Source organism: Pantoea sp. ACRSC (genome assembly GCF_022346785.1).
GTDB classification, from domain to species: Bacteria; Pseudomonadota; Gammaproteobacteria; order Enterobacterales; family Enterobacteriaceae; genus Pantoea; species Pantoea alvi.
Window position 1 is genome coordinate 86,628 of record NZ_JAKRNN010000004.1, and the last position, 16,045, is coordinate 102,672.

A 16,045-nucleotide genomic window follows, 5' to 3' on the forward strand; every position below is an offset into this window, starting at 1 on the left:
TGGCTGCGCTATAACCGGGTCACTCACTATCCGTTAACCTGCCCGACGGCGCAGCAGCCAAAAGCGGCCCCGCAGGACCGCTAACCCGACTTAGCTCACCAGCAGCAGCGCCCGCTCTTCCGCCATCGGCTTATTCAGCAGCGACAGCAAAATATCCTTTACCGCCTGCGCGGACGGCGAGAGCGGCAGACGCGCCGACACGTTCAGGGACAGCGGCAGATTCAGCGCCGGACTGTTGATGCGCGCCATCCAGGCCTGGGTCGATCCCACCAGCGCGCGCGCAGCGGACTCCGGTAGCACCGTGACGCCCATACCGCTGGCAACGGCGGCGGTCAGCATCGACAGCGATTCAATCTCGCCGATAATGCGCGCGCTCAGACGACGCAGCGAAAAGGCTTCGTCGACCCGCTTGCGCACGGCGCTGTAGTCGCGCGGCAGGAACAGGCTCATCTGCGCCACCTCGGCTAAATCTACCGATCCGCCGGGACAGTCGGTGGCGCCGACCAGATAAAGCTCCTCTTTCATCAGCGGCAGGCTGGTGATGCCCGCCGTCGGCGCGCGATCGTAAAGCACCGCCATATCCAGCTGGCCGCTCATCACCTTTTCATTCAGCGAACTGCCGCTGTTTTCATGCAGATAAACCAGAATCTCCGGGTGCTGCTCGCGCACCGTTTGCAGCAGCGGCATGGTCAGCGATGAGGCCGCCGTACCCGGCGCCATCCCGATGGAAACCTGACCGCTCAGCGCCTGTCCGGCGTTAACCACCGCCGTCTGCGCCTGTTCGCACTGCCGCAAAATCGTACGCGCATGCGCATAGAGTATCTTACCGGCTTCGGTCGGCGTCACGCCGCGCTTGGTGCGAATCAGCAGCTGCTGATCCAGCTCGTTCTCCAGCGTGGCGACCTGTTGACTGAGCGCAGGTTGCGCGATGTGCAGCACTTCAGCCGCCTGCGTCAAACTGCCAATATCGACGATTTTCACAAAGTACTTCAGTCGTCTTAAGTTCATCTTGCCTCCGTCACATTCCCCGAATGCCAATAACATCTGTTCTTGTGGCCTGCTGGCCTGGTAATAAACAAATTGCAATTAGCAGGCCACTTTTCCTGAAGGCCCGCGCTCTGCGCTGCAGAAAAATCCTAACAACCCGAAAAATAAGCCTTTCTGATTACCCATTAAGAGTTAATAAGAAGCGGGAATGGCGCGTCAGCGCAGCGCGTGACCGCGACTGCACTCTGCTGGTGCAGCCCGTGCGAGCCAGACGTGCATAAAAGTGATGACCTGACGCGGAACAGGGGCGATAACGCGTCGGGAAGCAGGAAAAAGCGGGGTATCCAGCAGGAAAACTTATTCAGCGCGAGAAACAGGCCTGCCCGGCTGTTCGGGCGCGGGCAGGCCAGGCAATGGAAAGATCAGCGTTTTTTACGGTTGCGATGCATATCAATAGCGACCGCGGCCACAATAATAATCCCCTTGATAATGTCCTGGACGTAGGCGTCGACGCCGACAAAGGTAAAGCCGCTTTTGATCAGGCCCAGAATCACTGCACCAATCAGGGTGCCGGTAATGCGCCCGACGCCGCCCATCAGGCTGCTGCCGCCGATAACCGCCGCGGCGATGGCGTCCAGCTCATAGGACATCCCCATGCTCGACTGGCCGCTGCTGACGCGCGCCGCCAGCACCACGCCCGCCAGGCCGGAGAGCGCGCCGGCGATGGTATAGACAATCACCAGATATTTATTAACGTTGATGCCGGAGACTTTGGCCGACGTCATATTGCCGCCGATGGCGTAAACGTATTTGCCGTAGCGGGTGTGCTTCAGAGCGATATGAAACACCAGCGCCACCACCAGGAAGATAATGACCGGCATCGCGCCCTGGCCGATAGCGGTAAAGCCGTCGGAGAGAAAGCTAATCGGATTGCCCTGCGTGTAGTACTGCGCCAGACCGCGGGCCGACACCATCATGCCCAGCGTGGCGATAAAAGGCGGAATGCCGGTGCGGGTAATCAGCACGCCGTTGACCAGGCCACAGAGCAGGCCGACGCCGATCCCCGCGCCAATGGGCACCACGGCGGGCATATCCACCAGCGCCGGAAACATCGGCGACAGGCTGTCGGAGGTTTGCGCCAGGCTGGCCGCCACCACGGCGGTCAGCGCGATCACCGACCCTGATGAGAGGTCGATGCCGGTGGTGATGATCACCTGCGTCACCCCGACCGCGATCACGCCGATAATCGCCACCTGCAGCAGGATCAGGATCAGCCGGTTGGTGTTCATCAGAAACGACTGATCGCGCACATACCAGCCGGCTATTTCGAAGATCAGCGCAATGCCAACCATCACGATAAAGATCCCGGTATCTTTAGGCAGCTTATGCCGCAGATTGCCGAAGAACGACGAATGTTCAGCTGCTGGAGTAGCTGTTGCTTTGATATTGCTCATAGGTGTCTCGCGCCTCACTCGGATGCCAGCGACAAAATGGTTTCCTGGTCGGCCTCTTCTTTATCGAGGATGCCGGTAATGCGTCCCTGATGCATCACCATCACGCGGTCGCTCATGCCGAGAATTTCCGGCAGTTCCGACGACACCATAATGATGGCCACGCCGCGGTTGGCCAGCTCAGAGATCAAACGGTAGATTTCCGCTTTCGCACCGACGTCGATACCGCGCGTCGGCTCGTCGAGGATAAGGATTTTGGGCTGCGCCAGCAGCCAGCGGGCAATCAGCACCTTCTGCTGGTTGCCGCCGCTCAGGTTGTTGATGATCTGATCCATGGTCGGCGTTTTGATATTCAGCCGCCGGATCTGCTCCATGCAGTCCTGCGCCATTTTGACGTGGCTGACGAAGCCGCTCTTGCCGCTGTACTCGGGCATATTGACGATGCTCATGTTCTCCATCACCGACAGCACGAGAAACAGCCCCGACTTTTTGCGATCCTCGGTTAAAAACGCCATGCCCTTCTCAATCGCCGTCGAAGGCGAATCGATAGCGACCGGCACGCCGTCGATCAGCACCTCGCCGCTGTCGACGCTCTCCATGCCAAATAGGCTCTCCATCACTTCGCTGCGTCCCGCGCCGACCAGGCCGGCAACGCCAAGGATTTCGCCGCGCCGCACGCTGAAGCTGACGTCATGAAAACGATCTTTGCTGGTGAGGCCGCGCACCGTCAGCACCTCTTCGCCAATGGCGTTATTAAACTTGGGAAAGAGCTGGGTCAGTTCGCGCCCGACCATCTGGGTGATCAGCGACTGACGGGTAAACTGCGCGGTGTGGTTGCTGCCGACCCAGCTGCCGTCACGGAAGATACTGATCTCATCGGTAATGGCGAAAATCTCGTCCATTTTATGACTGATATAGATGATGGCTTTGCCCTGCGCGCGCAGGTCACGAATGATGGTGAAAAGATGCGCCACTTCGCTTTCGGTCAGCGCGGAAGTCGGCTCATCCATAATCACGATATCGGCGTTCCAGGAGACCGCTTTGGCGATCTCCACCATCTGCTGCGCGGCGATGCTTAACTCGCCTACCAGCCGGTCTGCCTTGAGGCGGATATTAAGCTGGTCAAGCAGCACCTGCGTCTGCTGGTTGAGCTTGCCGTGATCGACAAAGCCGTACTTTATCGGCTCGCGTCCCAGCCAGATGTTCTCAGCGACAGTCATGTAGGGCACCAGATTCAGCTCCTGGTGGATCATGGAAATGCCGGAACGCAAGGCGTCCATGGTGTCCTGAAACTGCACCGGCTCCCCTTTAATGCGGATGGTGCCCCGATCGGGACGGTACATCCCGATCAGGCACTTCATTAAAGTGGATTTGCCCGCGCCATTTTCGCCCATCAAGGCATGAACCGATCCCGGACGCACGCGCAGCGACACGTTATCGAGTGCCTTCACACCGGGAAAGAACTTGCTGATGCCTTCGGCTTCAAGCGCAAAAGCGGTCATACATCACCTCCGTACGGCTGAGTCGGGATCGGTTATTTCTGGTTACGGTTAACGAACTGCTGCATATTGTCTTTGGTGATCAGCTGATAAGGGATATCGATGATTTTCTGCACTTTTTCGCCCTTCGTCAGCTTAACGGCCGCCTGAACCGCCCCTTCGCCCTGGCCACGAGCGTCCTGGAATACCGTGGCGACCATCTTGCCGTTTTTCAGCATCTGCAAGGCGTCCGGGGTGCCGTCCACGCCGGCGATAAGGATATGGTTGGGGTTTTTGCCCAGCGCCTGCAGCGCGCCGATCGCCATTTCATCGTTATTAGAGGCGATGGCCTGGATATCGTCGCCGGCGGTCAGCCAGTTGCTCACCACATCGACCGCGTCGTTACGCGTAAATTTCGCGGTCTGCTTCTGTACCACTTTGATGCCGGGATATTTGGCCACGACGGCCTCAACCCCTTTGGTGCGGTCGCGCGTCGATTCGTTCGCGAGATCGCCCATCAGAATGGCAACGTTACCTTTGCCGTTCATCGCTTTTGCCAGCGCTTCCATTTGCAGCCGACCCGCCAGCTCCGAGTCCGATCCTACATAGGCCATTTTGTCGGTCAGCTCCGCCTGAGGACGGCGGTTGACGAAGATGAGTGGAATGCCCGCTTTGGTGGCCTGATCCATGATGGGTTTAACGGCGTTGGTATCTACCGGGTTAACGATAATGGCGTCAACGCCCTGCCCGATAAAGTTCTGAACCTGCTGCAGCTGCTGCGACACGTCGCCTTTGGCATCTTCCATCTGCCCTTTGACCCCTTCTTTCTGCATCTCTTTTTGCATCGCGGTGCGCAGGATGGTGAGGAAGTTGTCATCAAACAGCGCCATCGAGACGCCGACGGAGAGATCTTTCGCCATTGCGGCGGCGGGCAACATGCAGGCTAACAGTGTGACAGCGAGTGTTTTTTTGATGTTCATGAGTAACCCTTATTGTCGTTAACTTGCCGACGCCGCTGAGACCGCGAATGAAAAATATCTTTTACATTCACTCAACGTTGCTGGCGGTTCCAGGTCTGATTACAGAGGTGAGTGCTGGGCCTTCGCGCTTTTTTGTGACCAACCCCTCCTTTTTACAATCACTTGTTTCTACAGCAGATATTTTTAAAATCTCGTTCCAGTTTTACGGACTGATTACGCGGGTGATAATAAGCAGTTTATTTGTTCCATTAATTTCTTTTTTGAAATTTTTATCATAAAAGCACTGAAACAGTTGTTTTAACATCGGCAAATAACAAAACTTTGACACGCATCTAACATCTGCGGGGAAATGCGTTTAAAGTGAGATCCTGTCGGCAGTTTGAAATCTCGCCGGATCTGCTGAAAAAGCGGCAAACCGCTGCTTTAACGAGCGTTCAGTTAGAAAAAGTGAAATCGTGCTTTGACAAGCCAGAACGGCGTCGCTAATATTCGCCCCGTTCCAACGATTCCTCTGTAGTTCAGTCGGTAGAACGGCGGACTGTTAATCCGTATGTCACTGGTTCGAGTCCAGTCAGAGGAGCCAAATTCAAAAAGCCCGCTCAGGGAAACCTGAGCGGGCTTTTGTTCGTCTGGCATGCCTGATATGCGTTACGTCCCTGCCTTACCCCGGCAGCTTACCGCCTATTCCGCTGTCTTCTTTATGGGATACGTCACGAGAGGCTTGATCTCTTTAAGCACAAACATACTCTGCATCTCTTTGATTCCCGGCAGTCTGCGTACCACTGACATGGCGAAATCGGCATAGGAGTCGAGATCCGATGCCACAACCTGCAGCAGGAAGTCGGCGTCCCCCCCGATGCTATAGCAGGCCACAACATCCTCCAGCGCGGTGACCTCTTCTTCAAACTTTCTCGCCTCCGCTTCGCTATGGCTGTCGATAGCAACCCGAACGAAAACCATCACGCCCAGCCCGATTTTTTTACGGTCAAGAACGGCGCGGTAGCCCTGAATCACCTCATCTTCCTCTAGCTTGCGCACTTTACGCCAGCAGGGAGACGCTGAAAGGTTTATCTTCTCCGCCAGTTCCTGATTCGTGACGCGCGCATCGTCCTGTAAAATTTTCAGGATCTTCATATCTGTCAGGCTGAGTGCCATAGAGGGAAATTCCTTTCTCATTAAAAGCAATAAAGGGGGATTTTTACCTGACAACAGGCGTTGAGTAAATGATACAGGCAACAATTTCCTCTTTTGCTACTGCATAATATGTTTACTTTTCTGATGAGTGATAACAGCAGCACCAACCCTGTGTTCATGCAACTTGTCATATGGCCCTGAGGAACAAAAATGAAATTTGACCCAAGCCAGCACCGCTGTACGATTATTATTGATAAAGATCTCCCCGCAGGCCTTGCTATGAATGCTGCAAGCGTCACAGGCATTAGTTTTGGCCGTACCGTTGAAAATCTTGTCGGCCCCGATATGGAAAGCCTGGATGCTGTTAATTATCCCGGCGTGATTTACGCGCCGCTTCCGGTTTTGCTGGCGTCAGGCCACTCTCTGCGTGAAATACAGGTGAGCGCGGAAAGGGATAGTGAGATTTACGTGATGCCCTTTAGCGCCCTGGCACAGTCGTGCAAAACCTATGACGAATATGGCGACAAAATCTCCTCGGTTAAAAGTGAAGATATTGCGCTGGTCGCCATTGGTATCATTGGCCCTAAAAAGAAAATAACCCGGCTGACCGGAAACCTCCCGCTCTATAAATAATCTCCCGCCGGTAACGATTTTATCAACAGCAATATAGTGCTGGTTATTTTGCTGCATGCAGGACGATTTACTCTGCCTGAGGATAAGAATATGTATGTTATTTCAAAGAATAATCGAACCGGCAAAAGAGGTCTGTTATCAGCATTGTGATTTTGATGGAGGCAATATCCGCTTTCCAGCAACCTCACTCTTTAATTTCCGCATCTCATTTTGACAGGAACAATTATGTCAGGAATGGCTCAAATACTTTCTTATATCGCTGCGCTCGGTTTAGCGGCGGCAATCCCGGGGCCGGGAATGACCGCCCTGGTCGCTCGCAGCGTTAGCGGGGGTGCCCGAACCGGCTTTACGATGCTTGCCGGCCTGATCCTCGGTGATTTGATCTACTTAACTACCGCGGTATTTGGTCTGGCGGTGGTCGCCCATAGTTACTCATCCGTATTCACGCTGATTAACTGGGCCGCCTCACTCTATCTGTGCGTGCTGGCATGGCAGTTCTGGCGCTATCAGCCTAAGGCGATTAGCATTGACCAGAAAGCGACAACGCAGGAGCTGGCATCAGCCTGGCTTTCAGGGTTAACGATCACGCTCGGCAATCCCAAAACCATCGCCTTTTATCTGGCGATACTGCCTCTTGTTATCTCGCTGGATAATGTCTCATTACAGATTTGGGGCGGAATGCTGGTGCCCCTTACCATTTTCGTGCTGCTGAGCTTTGGCGCGGTTTTTATTCTCGCAGCGCTTAAAATTCGCCATCTGCTCACCAGCGCAAAGGCGCAGCGACGCCTTTTTCGCTCGGCCGGCGTCATCATGCTGCTGGCGGCGTTTGGCATGGTGGTGAAGACGCTTTAGCGCTACACCTCCTCCTGCGCCACAATCAGCTCTGTCTGATGCTCATCAAGCCAGGATTTCAGCTCCCCTGATGGAGGCGCATCGGTGAACAGCGCCGCAACCTGCGCAATGTTACCGATCGTTACGGCGGCGGAGGCGGTGTATTTGGTGTGGTCGGCAGCCAGAAGAATATGGCGGGCGTGCGCCATCATCGTTTTCACCACGCTGGCTTCGTTAACATCAAATTCCAGCAGCGTTCCGTCGCTGTCAATTGCCCCGACGCTGGTGATCAGATAATCGGCGCGAAAATCCGCCACAAAGGCAGTTGCGGCCGGGCCAATAATGCCGCTGTTGTGGGGACGCAGCACGCCGCCGGGTACCATGACTTCAAAGCGCGCATTGGTATAGAGAATCTGCGCCACGCGCAAACTGTTCGTGATAATGCGCAAATGGTTATGGTTGAGCAGCGCACGGGCAACCTGCTCAACGGTGGTGCCGATGGTGATAAACAGTGTTGAACCGTCCGGGATATAATCCGCTACCGTTTCCGCAATGGCTTTTTTCTCCTCCGTCCAGGAGATTTCACGCTGCTCAAAGGCCGTATTCACCACGCTGGAGGCTCTGCCCGCCCCGCCGTGGTGACGGGTAATCAATCCCTGCTCACTGAGTTTGCGAATATCGCGGCGCACGGTCTGCGTTGAGACATCAAGCAGCGTGGCCAGCTCGTCGATATTCATATAGCCCCGCTCGCCTATCAGCATCAGCAACCGATCGTGCCGCGGATTACCGGTCAGTTCGGTAAAGCTCATGATATCTCCTCAGAAAATCCCTTGAGCTGACATTTTATACACAAAGTGACAAAAAAGAGCGGATTTGATCACCGTCCGGGATACCGGCCCGTCCTCCTGCGCGCGTGCATTTCAGGGCAGCAACACCGCTGGCAAACCTGACGGCTTCGGCCGGGCTGTCGCCGGCAGCCAGCGCAAAGGCCAGCGCGCCGTGAAAAACATCCCCGGCCCCGGTGGTATCAACCACCGCCACGGAAAAGCCGGGCTGGTGGTGCAGCGCTCCCTGTTCAAGCCAGTCGCAGCCCTTCTCTCCTCGCGTCACGTAAACCTGACCCTTTGTGAGCAGCTGCGCCGCTTTTAACCCCGCCTCAGCCCTTTTTTGCCCGGTTAACCGCGCCAGGCCCGGCTCGGAGAAGACCGCATGATCGCTCAGCGCCACCAGCCCGGTGATACTTTGCGGCGTTACGTCGCCATCCAGCACGGTCATCACCCCCGCCTGACGCGCCAGGGTAAACGCCTGCATTGCGCCCTGATGCCAGCGAACGTCCGCCAGCACCACGTCCCACTGAGAAAAATCGATCTCTTCAAGCCACTCAGCGTCTGGCCGTAAATCGGAGCTGGGATAATTTACGATTATTCGTTCGCCTCTGCTGTCCACCATAATCGCCGATTGCGACGAATTTGCCCCCTTACAGCGTCGGGTATAGCGGGTATCTACCCCAAAAAAAGCCAGCTCCGCCAGCAGGCGGGTGCCGGTGTCGTCATCACCCACGCGGCCAATAAAGTCCACCTGCGCCCCCAGCTTCGCCGCCGCCACGGCCGCCGTCGCCGCTGGCCCGCCGCCCGCTTCCGTATAGCGCTGCGCCACATACTTACCGCCTTCCGTCGGCAGAGCGTCCACGAAATAGAGGCGATCCATCACGCTAATCCCTACACAAGCAATACGAATCATGGCCACTCCTCAGGCATTTCTGGATGCGCTTATTTTAGTTGCGGCAAATGTTTAAAAAGTGACCACTGTCAATTTTTTGACCATAGATTACAAATAAGATCAGAAAAAATCACAAACAGACATTAACGAATGGCAAAGATGACATTCACGGTTCAGGAGAAGGCTATGGCAGTGATTGCATTTATCGGGCTGGGTCAGATGGGGTTGCCTATGGCGGGCAACCTGCTCAGGCAGGGCCATCGGCTCAGCGTATTTGATGTCAACCCGGCGGCGGTTCAGCGTCTTGCAGAGCAAGGCGCACAGCCTGCCGTCAGTGCGGCGCAGGCGGCAGAGGGCGCAGAGTTTGTTATCACCATGCTGCCAAACGGCGATAGCGTTCGCAGCGTGCTGTTCGGGGAACAAGGTGTGTGTGAGACGCTCTCACCGCAGGCGCTGGTTATCGATATGTCCACCATTCACCCCCTGCAAACCGACAGGCTGATTGCCGACATGCGCGCCAGAGGCTTCGAGCTGATGGACGTGCCGGTGGGACGCACCTCCGATCACGCGGTAGCAGGCACGCTGCTGCTGCTGGCGGGCGGAAGCAGGGAACAGGTCGCGCGGGCAACGCCAATACTTATGGCGATGGGTAATGAGCTGGTTAACGCCGGCGGGCCCGGCATGGGTATCCGCGTCAAGCTTATCAATAACTATATGAGCATTGCGCTTAATGCTCTCTCCGCCGAAGCCGCAGTGCTGTGCGAAGCGCTCGGCCTCCCGTTTGAGGTGGCGCTCAGGGTGATGAGCGGGACGCCCGCCGGAAAAGGCCACTTCACCACATCCTGGTCGAACAAGGTGCTGAAAGGCGATCTCACCCCCTCCTTTATGATCGATTTAGCTCACAAAGATCTCGGCATTGCGCTGGATGTCGCCAGCCAGCTGCAGGTTCCGATGCCGCTCGGCGCCGCTTCCCGTGAGGTTTACAGCCAGGCGCGCGCCGCCGGTCGCGGGCGGGAAGACTGGAGCGCCCTGCTGGAGCAGGTACGTGCCAGCGCCGGACGCCCCACTCAGGTAAAAACCTCCCCCTGGATAAAGGAAAGTGATATGGACAACCACACCCTCAAAGAGCTGACGCGCGCCTCCGGCGGTTTTGCCATGCTGGCGGTGGATCAGCGTGAAGCCATGCGGCTGATGTTTGCGGCTGCGGGCGCGGCATCTCCGGTGGCCGACAGCGTGCTCACAGATTTTAAAGTCAATGCCGCAAAGATCCTCTCTCCCTATGCCTCCGCCATTCTGCTGGATCGGCAGTTTTGCTACCGCCAGGTGGTGGAACAGCAGGCCGTGGCAGACGGCTGCGCCACCATCGTTGCCGCCGATGAGTTCATTCCAGGCAACGGCATTCCCGTGGATAACGTGGAGATCGACAAAAATATCGATCCGCAGGCCGTCAGGCGGGAGGGGGCCAGGGCGCTCAAGCTGCTGGTGCTGTGGCGCAGCGATGAGGATGCGCAGCAGCGCCTTAACAAGGTGAACGAATTTAACCAGCTGTGTCACAGCAATGGCCTGCTCAGCATTATCGAACCGGTGGTTCGCCCTCCGCGTCGCGGCGACAAATTCGATCGCGAACAGGCGATTCTTGATGCCGCAAAAGAGCTGGGGGATTGCGGTGCCGATCTCTACAAGGTGGAAATGCCCCTCTATGGCAAAGGCTCCCGGCAGGCGCTGCTCACCGCCTCGCAGCGCCTGAATGAACATATCTCTGTGCCCTGGGTCATTCTCTCCTCCGGCGTGGATGAAAGGCTTTTCCCTCGCGCCGTCAACATTGCCATGACGGCTGGCGCATCAGGCTTTCTGGCCGGACGAGCGGTCTGGTCTTCGGTTATCGGCCTGCCGGATACCGCGCAGATGCTGCGCGACATCGCAGCGCCGAAGTTGCAGCGTCTGGCCGAGATCGTTGATGAAAACATGGCCCGTCGCCGCTAACACAAGGAGCCACGTATGAAATGGTTTAACACCCTGAGCCACAACCGCTGGCTGGAGCAGGAAACCGATCGCATCTTTCGCTTTGGCGAGAAGGCGGTGGTTCCCACCGGATTTGGCTGGCTGGGAAATGAGGGGCAGGTCAGAACGGAGATGGGAACCCATCTGTGGATCACCGCGCGGATGCTGCACGTCTATGCCGTTGCCGCCGCGATGGGCCGTCCGGGCGCGTATCGCCTTGTTGATCACGGCATTAAGGCGCTAAACGGCGCCCTGCGCGACAGGCGCTACGGCGGCTGGTACGCCTGCGTCAATAGCGAGGGCGTGCTGGACGCCTCCAAGCAGGGCTATCAGCATTTCTTTGTGCTGCTTGGCGCGGCCAGCGCCGTCACTACCGGTCATCCGCAGGCGCGCCCGCTGCTGGAGGAAGCGATTCAGGTTATCGAACGCTATTTCTGGAGCGACAGCGAGCAGATGTGCCTGGAATCCTGGGACGAAGCCTTCAGCCAGACCGAGGATTACCGCGGGGGTAACGCCAACATGCACGCGGTGGAAGCCTTTCTGATCGTGTATGACGTCACCCACGAGCGTAAATGGCTTGACCGCGCGCTGCGCATTGCGTCGGTGATTATTCACGATGTTGCCCGGCCGGGAGCGTATCGCGTCAATGAGCACTTCGATGCAGCGTGGAACCCGCTGCGCAATTACAACCGGGATAATCCGGCACATCGCTTCCGCGCCTACGGCGGCACGCCAGGCCACTGGATTGAGTGGGGCCGACTGATGCTGCATCTGCACGCGGCGCTGGAGGCCCGCTTTGAGACGCCTCCCGCCTGGCTACTGGAGGATGCTAAAGGCCTGTTCCACGCCACCATCCGCGACGCCTGGGCGGTGGATGGCGCGGACGGGTTTGTCTACTCGGTGGACTGGGACGGCCAGCCTGTGGTGCGCGAAAGAGTGCGCTGGCCCGTCGTCGAAGCGATGGGCACCGCCTATGCCCTCTACACCCTTACCGGCGACAGCCAGTATGAAGCCTGGTACAGGAGGTGGTGGGATTACTGCATCACTTTTCTGATGGACTACGAGGGCGGTTCATGGTGGCAGGAGCTGGACTGCAATAACCAGGTCACCAGCAAAGTCTGGGAAGGCAAGCAGGACATCTATCACCTGCTGCACTGCCTGGTCATTCCGCGCCTGCCGCTGGCGCCAGGACTGGCACCGGCGGTAGCGGCGGGCCTGCTGGACATCAACGCAAAGTAGGCTCAGCGACAGCAGCTATGCCGCACGGTGGAAAAGCCGATACGCCTGGCCGGACGGGATCAGGCCAGCATGGCGCGACTACCCTACCTCTACGGAGACCAACATGACTCAATTAGCAGAGCGGTCAGACGCCCTGGCACTCGACACCTCGCCGGAGGGCTTTACCTTAACCTGGCAGCAGCGCCTGATTTTACGCCACAGCAGCGATCGTCCCTGCCTGTGGATGGGGGCTGGCGTTGCTGATATTGCTATGTTCCGCGGTAATTTCAGCATCAAAGATAAGCTACACGAGAAAATAGCCCTGCCCGATGTTGCGGTCAGCAACACCGCCGACGGCTGGCGGCTGCACTTCAGCCGGGGATCGACCCTTACCGCCACGCTACATATCGCTATCGATGAACAGGGGCGACTGAAGCTGGATCTGCAGAACGGCGATCCCAGCCACAACCGTATCTGGCTGCGGCTGGCCGCCAGCCCGGACGATCATATCTATGGCTGCGGAGAGCAATTCTCCTGTTTCGATCTGCGCGGTAAGCCGTTCCCGCTGTGGAGCAGTGAACAGGGCGTCGGCCGCAACAAGAAAAGCTATGTCACCTGGCAGGCGGACTGCCTGGAAAATGCCGGTGGCGACTATTACTGGACCTTTTTTCCGCAGCCAACCTTTGTCAGCACGCAGAAGTATTACTGCCACGTTGAAAACAGCTGCTATATGAACTTTGACTTCAGCGCACCGACCTATCACGAACTCGCCCTGTGGGAAGGCAACGCCACCCTGCGTATTGAGTGCGCCACCAGCTGGATCGCCCTGCTGGAAAAACTCACCGCCCTGCTGGGCCGTCAGCCCGCCCTGCCGGACTGGATCTACGACGGCGTGATACTCGGTATTCAGGGCGGAACCGAGGTTTGTCAGCAGAAACTGGATCGGATGCGCGAGGCGGGCGTAAAGGTAAACGGTATCTGGGCGCAGGACTGGTCGGGGATCCGCATGACCTCCTTTGGCAAGCGCGTAATGTGGAACTGGCAGTGGAACAGCGACCACTACCCACAGCTCGATAGCCGTATCAGGCAGTGGAAAGAGCAAGGCGTGCAGTTCCTCTCCTATATCAATCCCTACGTTGCCAGCGATAAAGCGCTCTGCGCCGAGGCCGCCGCGCGTGGCTTCCTGGCAAAAGACGCGGCGGGCGAGGATTATCTGGTTGAGTTTGGTGAGTTTTACGGCGGCGTAATCGATCTCACCGACCCCGAGGCGTACGACTGGTTCAAAGGGGTGATCCGGCAGAACATGATCGCGCTGGGCTGCGGCGGCTGGATGGCTGATTTTGGCGAATATCTGCCGACCGATGCCCGCCTGCACAACGGCGTCAGCGCCGAAATCATGCATAACGCCTGGCCCGCGCTGTGGGCGAAGTGTAACTACGAGGCGCTGCAGGAGAGCGGCAAGCTCGGCGAGATCCTGTTCTTCATGCGGGCGGGCTATACCGGTAGCCAGAGGTACTGCACCATGATGTGGGCGGGCGATCAAAACGTAGACTGGAGCCTTGATGACGGGCTCGCCTCCGTGGTTCCGGCCGCGCTGTCGCTGGCGATGAGCGGCCACGGTCTGCACCACAGCGATATTGGCGGCTACACCACCCTGTTTGAGATGAAGCGCAGCAAAGAGCTGCTGCTCCGCTGGTGCGACTTTAGTGCCTTTACGCCGATGATGCGTACCCATGAAGGCAACCGCCCCAGCGATAACTGGCAGTTTGATAGCGATGACGAAACCATCGCTCACTTCGCCCGGATGACTACCGTTTTCACCACCCTGAAACCCTATCTCAAGCAGGCGGTGGCGCAGAACGCTGCGACCGGGCTACCGGTGATGCGCCCCCTTTTCCTGCACTACGACGATGACGCAACAACCTACACCCTGAAATATCAGTATCTGCTGGGCGCGGATCTGCTGGTTGCCCCGGTACATGAACAGGGTCGGCACGACTGGACGCTCTATCTGCCGCAGGATAGCTGGATCCATCTCTGGAGCGGAGAGCGTTATCAGGGCGGTGAAATTACCCTTGAGGCACCGCTCGGCCAGCCTCCGGTCTTTTATCGCGCGGAGAGCGAGTGGGCGTCACTGTTTGCCACGTTGCGCCACATCTGATGCGGCTTGCCCGGCGAGAGGATCGCCGGGCTGAGGGAGAAGAAAAATGCAACAGACAGCCAATCCGGCAACCCTGCGCTTGCCGTTCAAAGAAAAACTGGCCTATGGCATGGGCGATTTAGGCTCCAATATTCTGCTGGACATCGGTACGCTCTACCTGCTCAAGTTCTACACCGACGTGCTGGGTTTGCCCGGCACCTATGGCGGGATTATTTTCCTTATCGCCAAGTTTTTTACCGCTTTTACCGATATGGGCACCGGGATTATGCTCGACGCCCGGCGCAACACTGGCGCAAAAGGGAAATTTCGCCCCTTTATCCTCTATGCGGCCTTCCCCGTTACCCTGCTGGCGATTGCTAATTTTGTCGGCACTCCCTTTGAGATCGCCGGCAAAACGGTGGTGGCCACGGTTCTGTTCATGCTTTACGGGCTGTTCTTTAGCATGATGAACTGCTCTTACGGCGCGATTGTGCCCGCCATGACCAAAAACCCGGACGAGCGCGCGGCGCTTGCCGCCTGGCGCCAGGGCGGAGCGACGCTGGGATTGCTGCTCTGCACCGTGGGTTTTGTGCCGGTAATGAACCTGATCGACGGAAATCCACCGCTGGGTTATATCTTCGCCGCTACCCTCTTCTCCCTGTTCGGTCTGCTGTTTATGTGGTGGTGCTATGCCGGGGTGAAAGAACGCTATGTCGAGGTAAAACCGCTCGACGGCGGGCAAAAACCCGGATTGCTGCAATCCTTCCGCGCCATCGCCGGAAACCGCCCGCTGTTTATTCTCTGCATCGCCAACCTCTGCACGCTCGGCGCATTCAATATCAAGCTGGCGATTCAGGTTTATTACACCCAGTACGTGCTGAACGACCCTGCGCTTCTCTCCTGGATGGGCTTTTTCAGCATGGGCTGTATATTTATCGGCGTCTTTTTAATGCCCGGCATGGTGAGGCGCTTTGGCAAGAAAACGGTCTATCTCAGCGGCCTGATGATTTGGGTGGCGGGCGACCTGCTCAACTACTTCTCTGACGGCGGCTCGGTCAGCTTTGTGCTCTTCTCCTGTCTGGCCTTTTTTGGCTCAGCGTTTGTTAACAGCCTGAACTGGGCGCTGGTATCTGACACGGTGGAATATGGCGAATGGCGCACCGGCGTGCGCTCTGAAGGCACGGTCTATACCGGCTTTACCTTTTTCCGCAAAGTGTCGCAGGCGCTGGCCGGTTTCTTCCCCGGCTGGATGCTGACGCAAATTGGTTATCTGCCTAACGTGGTGCAGTCAGCGGGAACCGTCGAGGGCCTGCGCCAGCTGATCTTTCTCTATCCCTGCGCGCTGGCGGTGATCACCATCGTCGCCATGGGCTGCTTCTACAACCTCAACGAGAAGATGTATGTGCGCATCGTTGAAGAGATAGAAACCCGTAAGCAAACGGCTTAATAAATAGCGCCCGGCGAGGCGTAAAG

At 57.3% G+C, this 16,045-nt stretch carries 13 protein-coding genes, 1 tRNA gene and 1 pseudogene; 8 read left to right on the top strand and 7 right to left on the bottom strand.

What is annotated here, in order from left to right:
- Positions 1 to 90: 90 nt before the first annotated feature.
- The 4 genes from nac to MHZ97_RS06570 all read right to left on the bottom strand — a co-directional run bounded on the left by nac (position 91) and on the right by MHZ97_RS06570 (position 4,896).
- Entirely contained in the window at positions 91 to 1,008 is a 918-nt protein-coding gene (nac, locus tag MHZ97_RS06555; protein ID WP_103796850.1) for a nitrogen assimilation transcriptional regulator NAC, read from the bottom strand.
- Positions 1,009 to 1,409: 401 nt separating this feature from the next.
- A complete protein-coding gene (locus MHZ97_RS06560; RefSeq protein WP_199187352.1) occupies positions 1,410 to 2,432 on the bottom strand; it encodes an ABC transporter permease in 1,023 nt (340 codons plus the stop codon).
- Between the two features lie 23 nt (positions 2,433 to 2,455).
- A complete protein-coding gene (locus tag MHZ97_RS06565; RefSeq protein WP_103796848.1) occupies positions 2,456 to 3,940 on the bottom strand; it encodes a sugar ABC transporter ATP-binding protein in 1,485 nt (494 codons plus the stop codon).
- A gap of 32 nt (positions 3,941 to 3,972) precedes the next feature.
- Positions 3,973 to 4,896 carry a sugar ABC transporter substrate-binding protein gene (locus MHZ97_RS06570; RefSeq protein ID WP_103796847.1) on the bottom strand — a complete coding sequence of 308 codons (924 nt, stop codon included), beginning with the start codon at positions 4,894 to 4,896 and terminating at the stop codon, positions 3,973 to 3,975.
- 507 nt (positions 4,897 to 5,403) lie between these two features.
- Here MHZ97_RS06570 and MHZ97_RS06575 point away from each other — a divergent pair.
- Positions 5,404 to 5,479: transfer RNA gene (locus MHZ97_RS06575), tRNA-Asn, on the top strand.
- A gap of 98 nt (positions 5,480 to 5,577) precedes the next feature.
- Here the strand turns inward: MHZ97_RS06575 and MHZ97_RS06580 are convergent.
- Positions 5,578 to 6,051 carry an Lrp/AsnC family transcriptional regulator gene (locus MHZ97_RS06580; RefSeq protein WP_103796846.1) on the bottom strand — a complete coding sequence of 158 codons (474 nt, stop codon included), beginning with the start codon at positions 6,049 to 6,051 and terminating at the stop codon, positions 5,578 to 5,580.
- A 189-nt stretch (positions 6,052 to 6,240) separates the two neighbouring features.
- Here MHZ97_RS06580 and MHZ97_RS06585 point away from each other — a divergent pair, with 189 nt between their 5' ends.
- Together MHZ97_RS06585 and MHZ97_RS06590 are read left to right on the top strand one after the other, a co-directional pair.
- Positions 6,241 to 6,663 carry a DUF2000 domain-containing protein gene (locus tag MHZ97_RS06585; protein WP_103796845.1) on the top strand — a complete coding sequence of 141 codons (423 nt, stop codon included), beginning with the start codon at positions 6,241 to 6,243 and terminating at the stop codon, positions 6,661 to 6,663.
- A gap of 225 nt (positions 6,664 to 6,888) precedes the next feature.
- A complete protein-coding gene (locus MHZ97_RS06590) occupies positions 6,889 to 7,515 on the top strand; it encodes a LysE family translocator (protein ID WP_239314037.1) in 627 nt (208 codons plus the stop codon).
- A 2-nt stretch (positions 7,516 to 7,517) separates the two neighbouring features.
- Here MHZ97_RS06590 and MHZ97_RS06595 read toward each other — a convergent pair whose 3' ends face one another.
- On the bottom strand, positions 7,518 to 8,303 hold the full coding sequence (locus tag MHZ97_RS06595; RefSeq protein WP_103796843.1) for a DeoR/GlpR family DNA-binding transcription regulator: 786 nt from the start codon (positions 8,301 to 8,303) through the stop codon (positions 7,518 to 7,520).
- Between the two features lie 34 nt (positions 8,304 to 8,337).
- Positions 8,338 to 9,234: a sugar kinase gene (locus MHZ97_RS06600; protein WP_239314035.1), complete on the bottom strand. Its 897-nt coding sequence runs from the start codon at positions 9,232 to 9,234 to the stop codon at positions 8,338 to 8,340.
- A 165-nt stretch (positions 9,235 to 9,399) separates the two neighbouring features.
- Between MHZ97_RS06600 and yihU the strand changes: the two are divergent.
- The 5 genes and pseudogenes from yihU to MHZ97_RS06625 all read left to right on the top strand — a co-directional run.
- Positions 9,400 to 10,290: pseudogene (yihU, locus tag MHZ97_RS06605) on the top strand (sulfolactaldehyde 3-reductase); the annotation flags it as partial.
- Between the two features lie 27 nt (positions 10,291 to 10,317).
- A complete protein-coding gene (yihT, locus tag MHZ97_RS06610; RefSeq protein ID WP_239314192.1) occupies positions 10,318 to 11,196 on the top strand; it encodes a sulfofructosephosphate aldolase in 879 nt (292 codons plus the stop codon).
- Positions 11,197 to 11,211: 15 nt separating this feature from the next.
- Complete coding sequence (yihS, locus tag MHZ97_RS06615; protein ID WP_239314033.1) at positions 11,212 to 12,453, top strand: sulfoquinovose isomerase; 1,242 nt, start codon at positions 11,212 to 11,214, stop codon at positions 12,451 to 12,453.
- Positions 12,454 to 12,556: 103 nt separating this feature from the next.
- Entirely contained in the window at positions 12,557 to 14,593 is a 2,037-nt protein-coding gene (locus MHZ97_RS06620) for an alpha-glucosidase (RefSeq protein WP_239314031.1), read from the top strand.
- Positions 14,594 to 14,639: 46 nt separating this feature from the next.
- Positions 14,640 to 16,019: an MFS transporter gene (locus tag MHZ97_RS06625; protein WP_239314029.1), complete on the top strand. Its 1,380-nt coding sequence runs from the start codon at positions 14,640 to 14,642 to the stop codon at positions 16,017 to 16,019.
- The last annotated feature ends 26 nt before the right edge of the window (positions 16,020 to 16,045 follow it).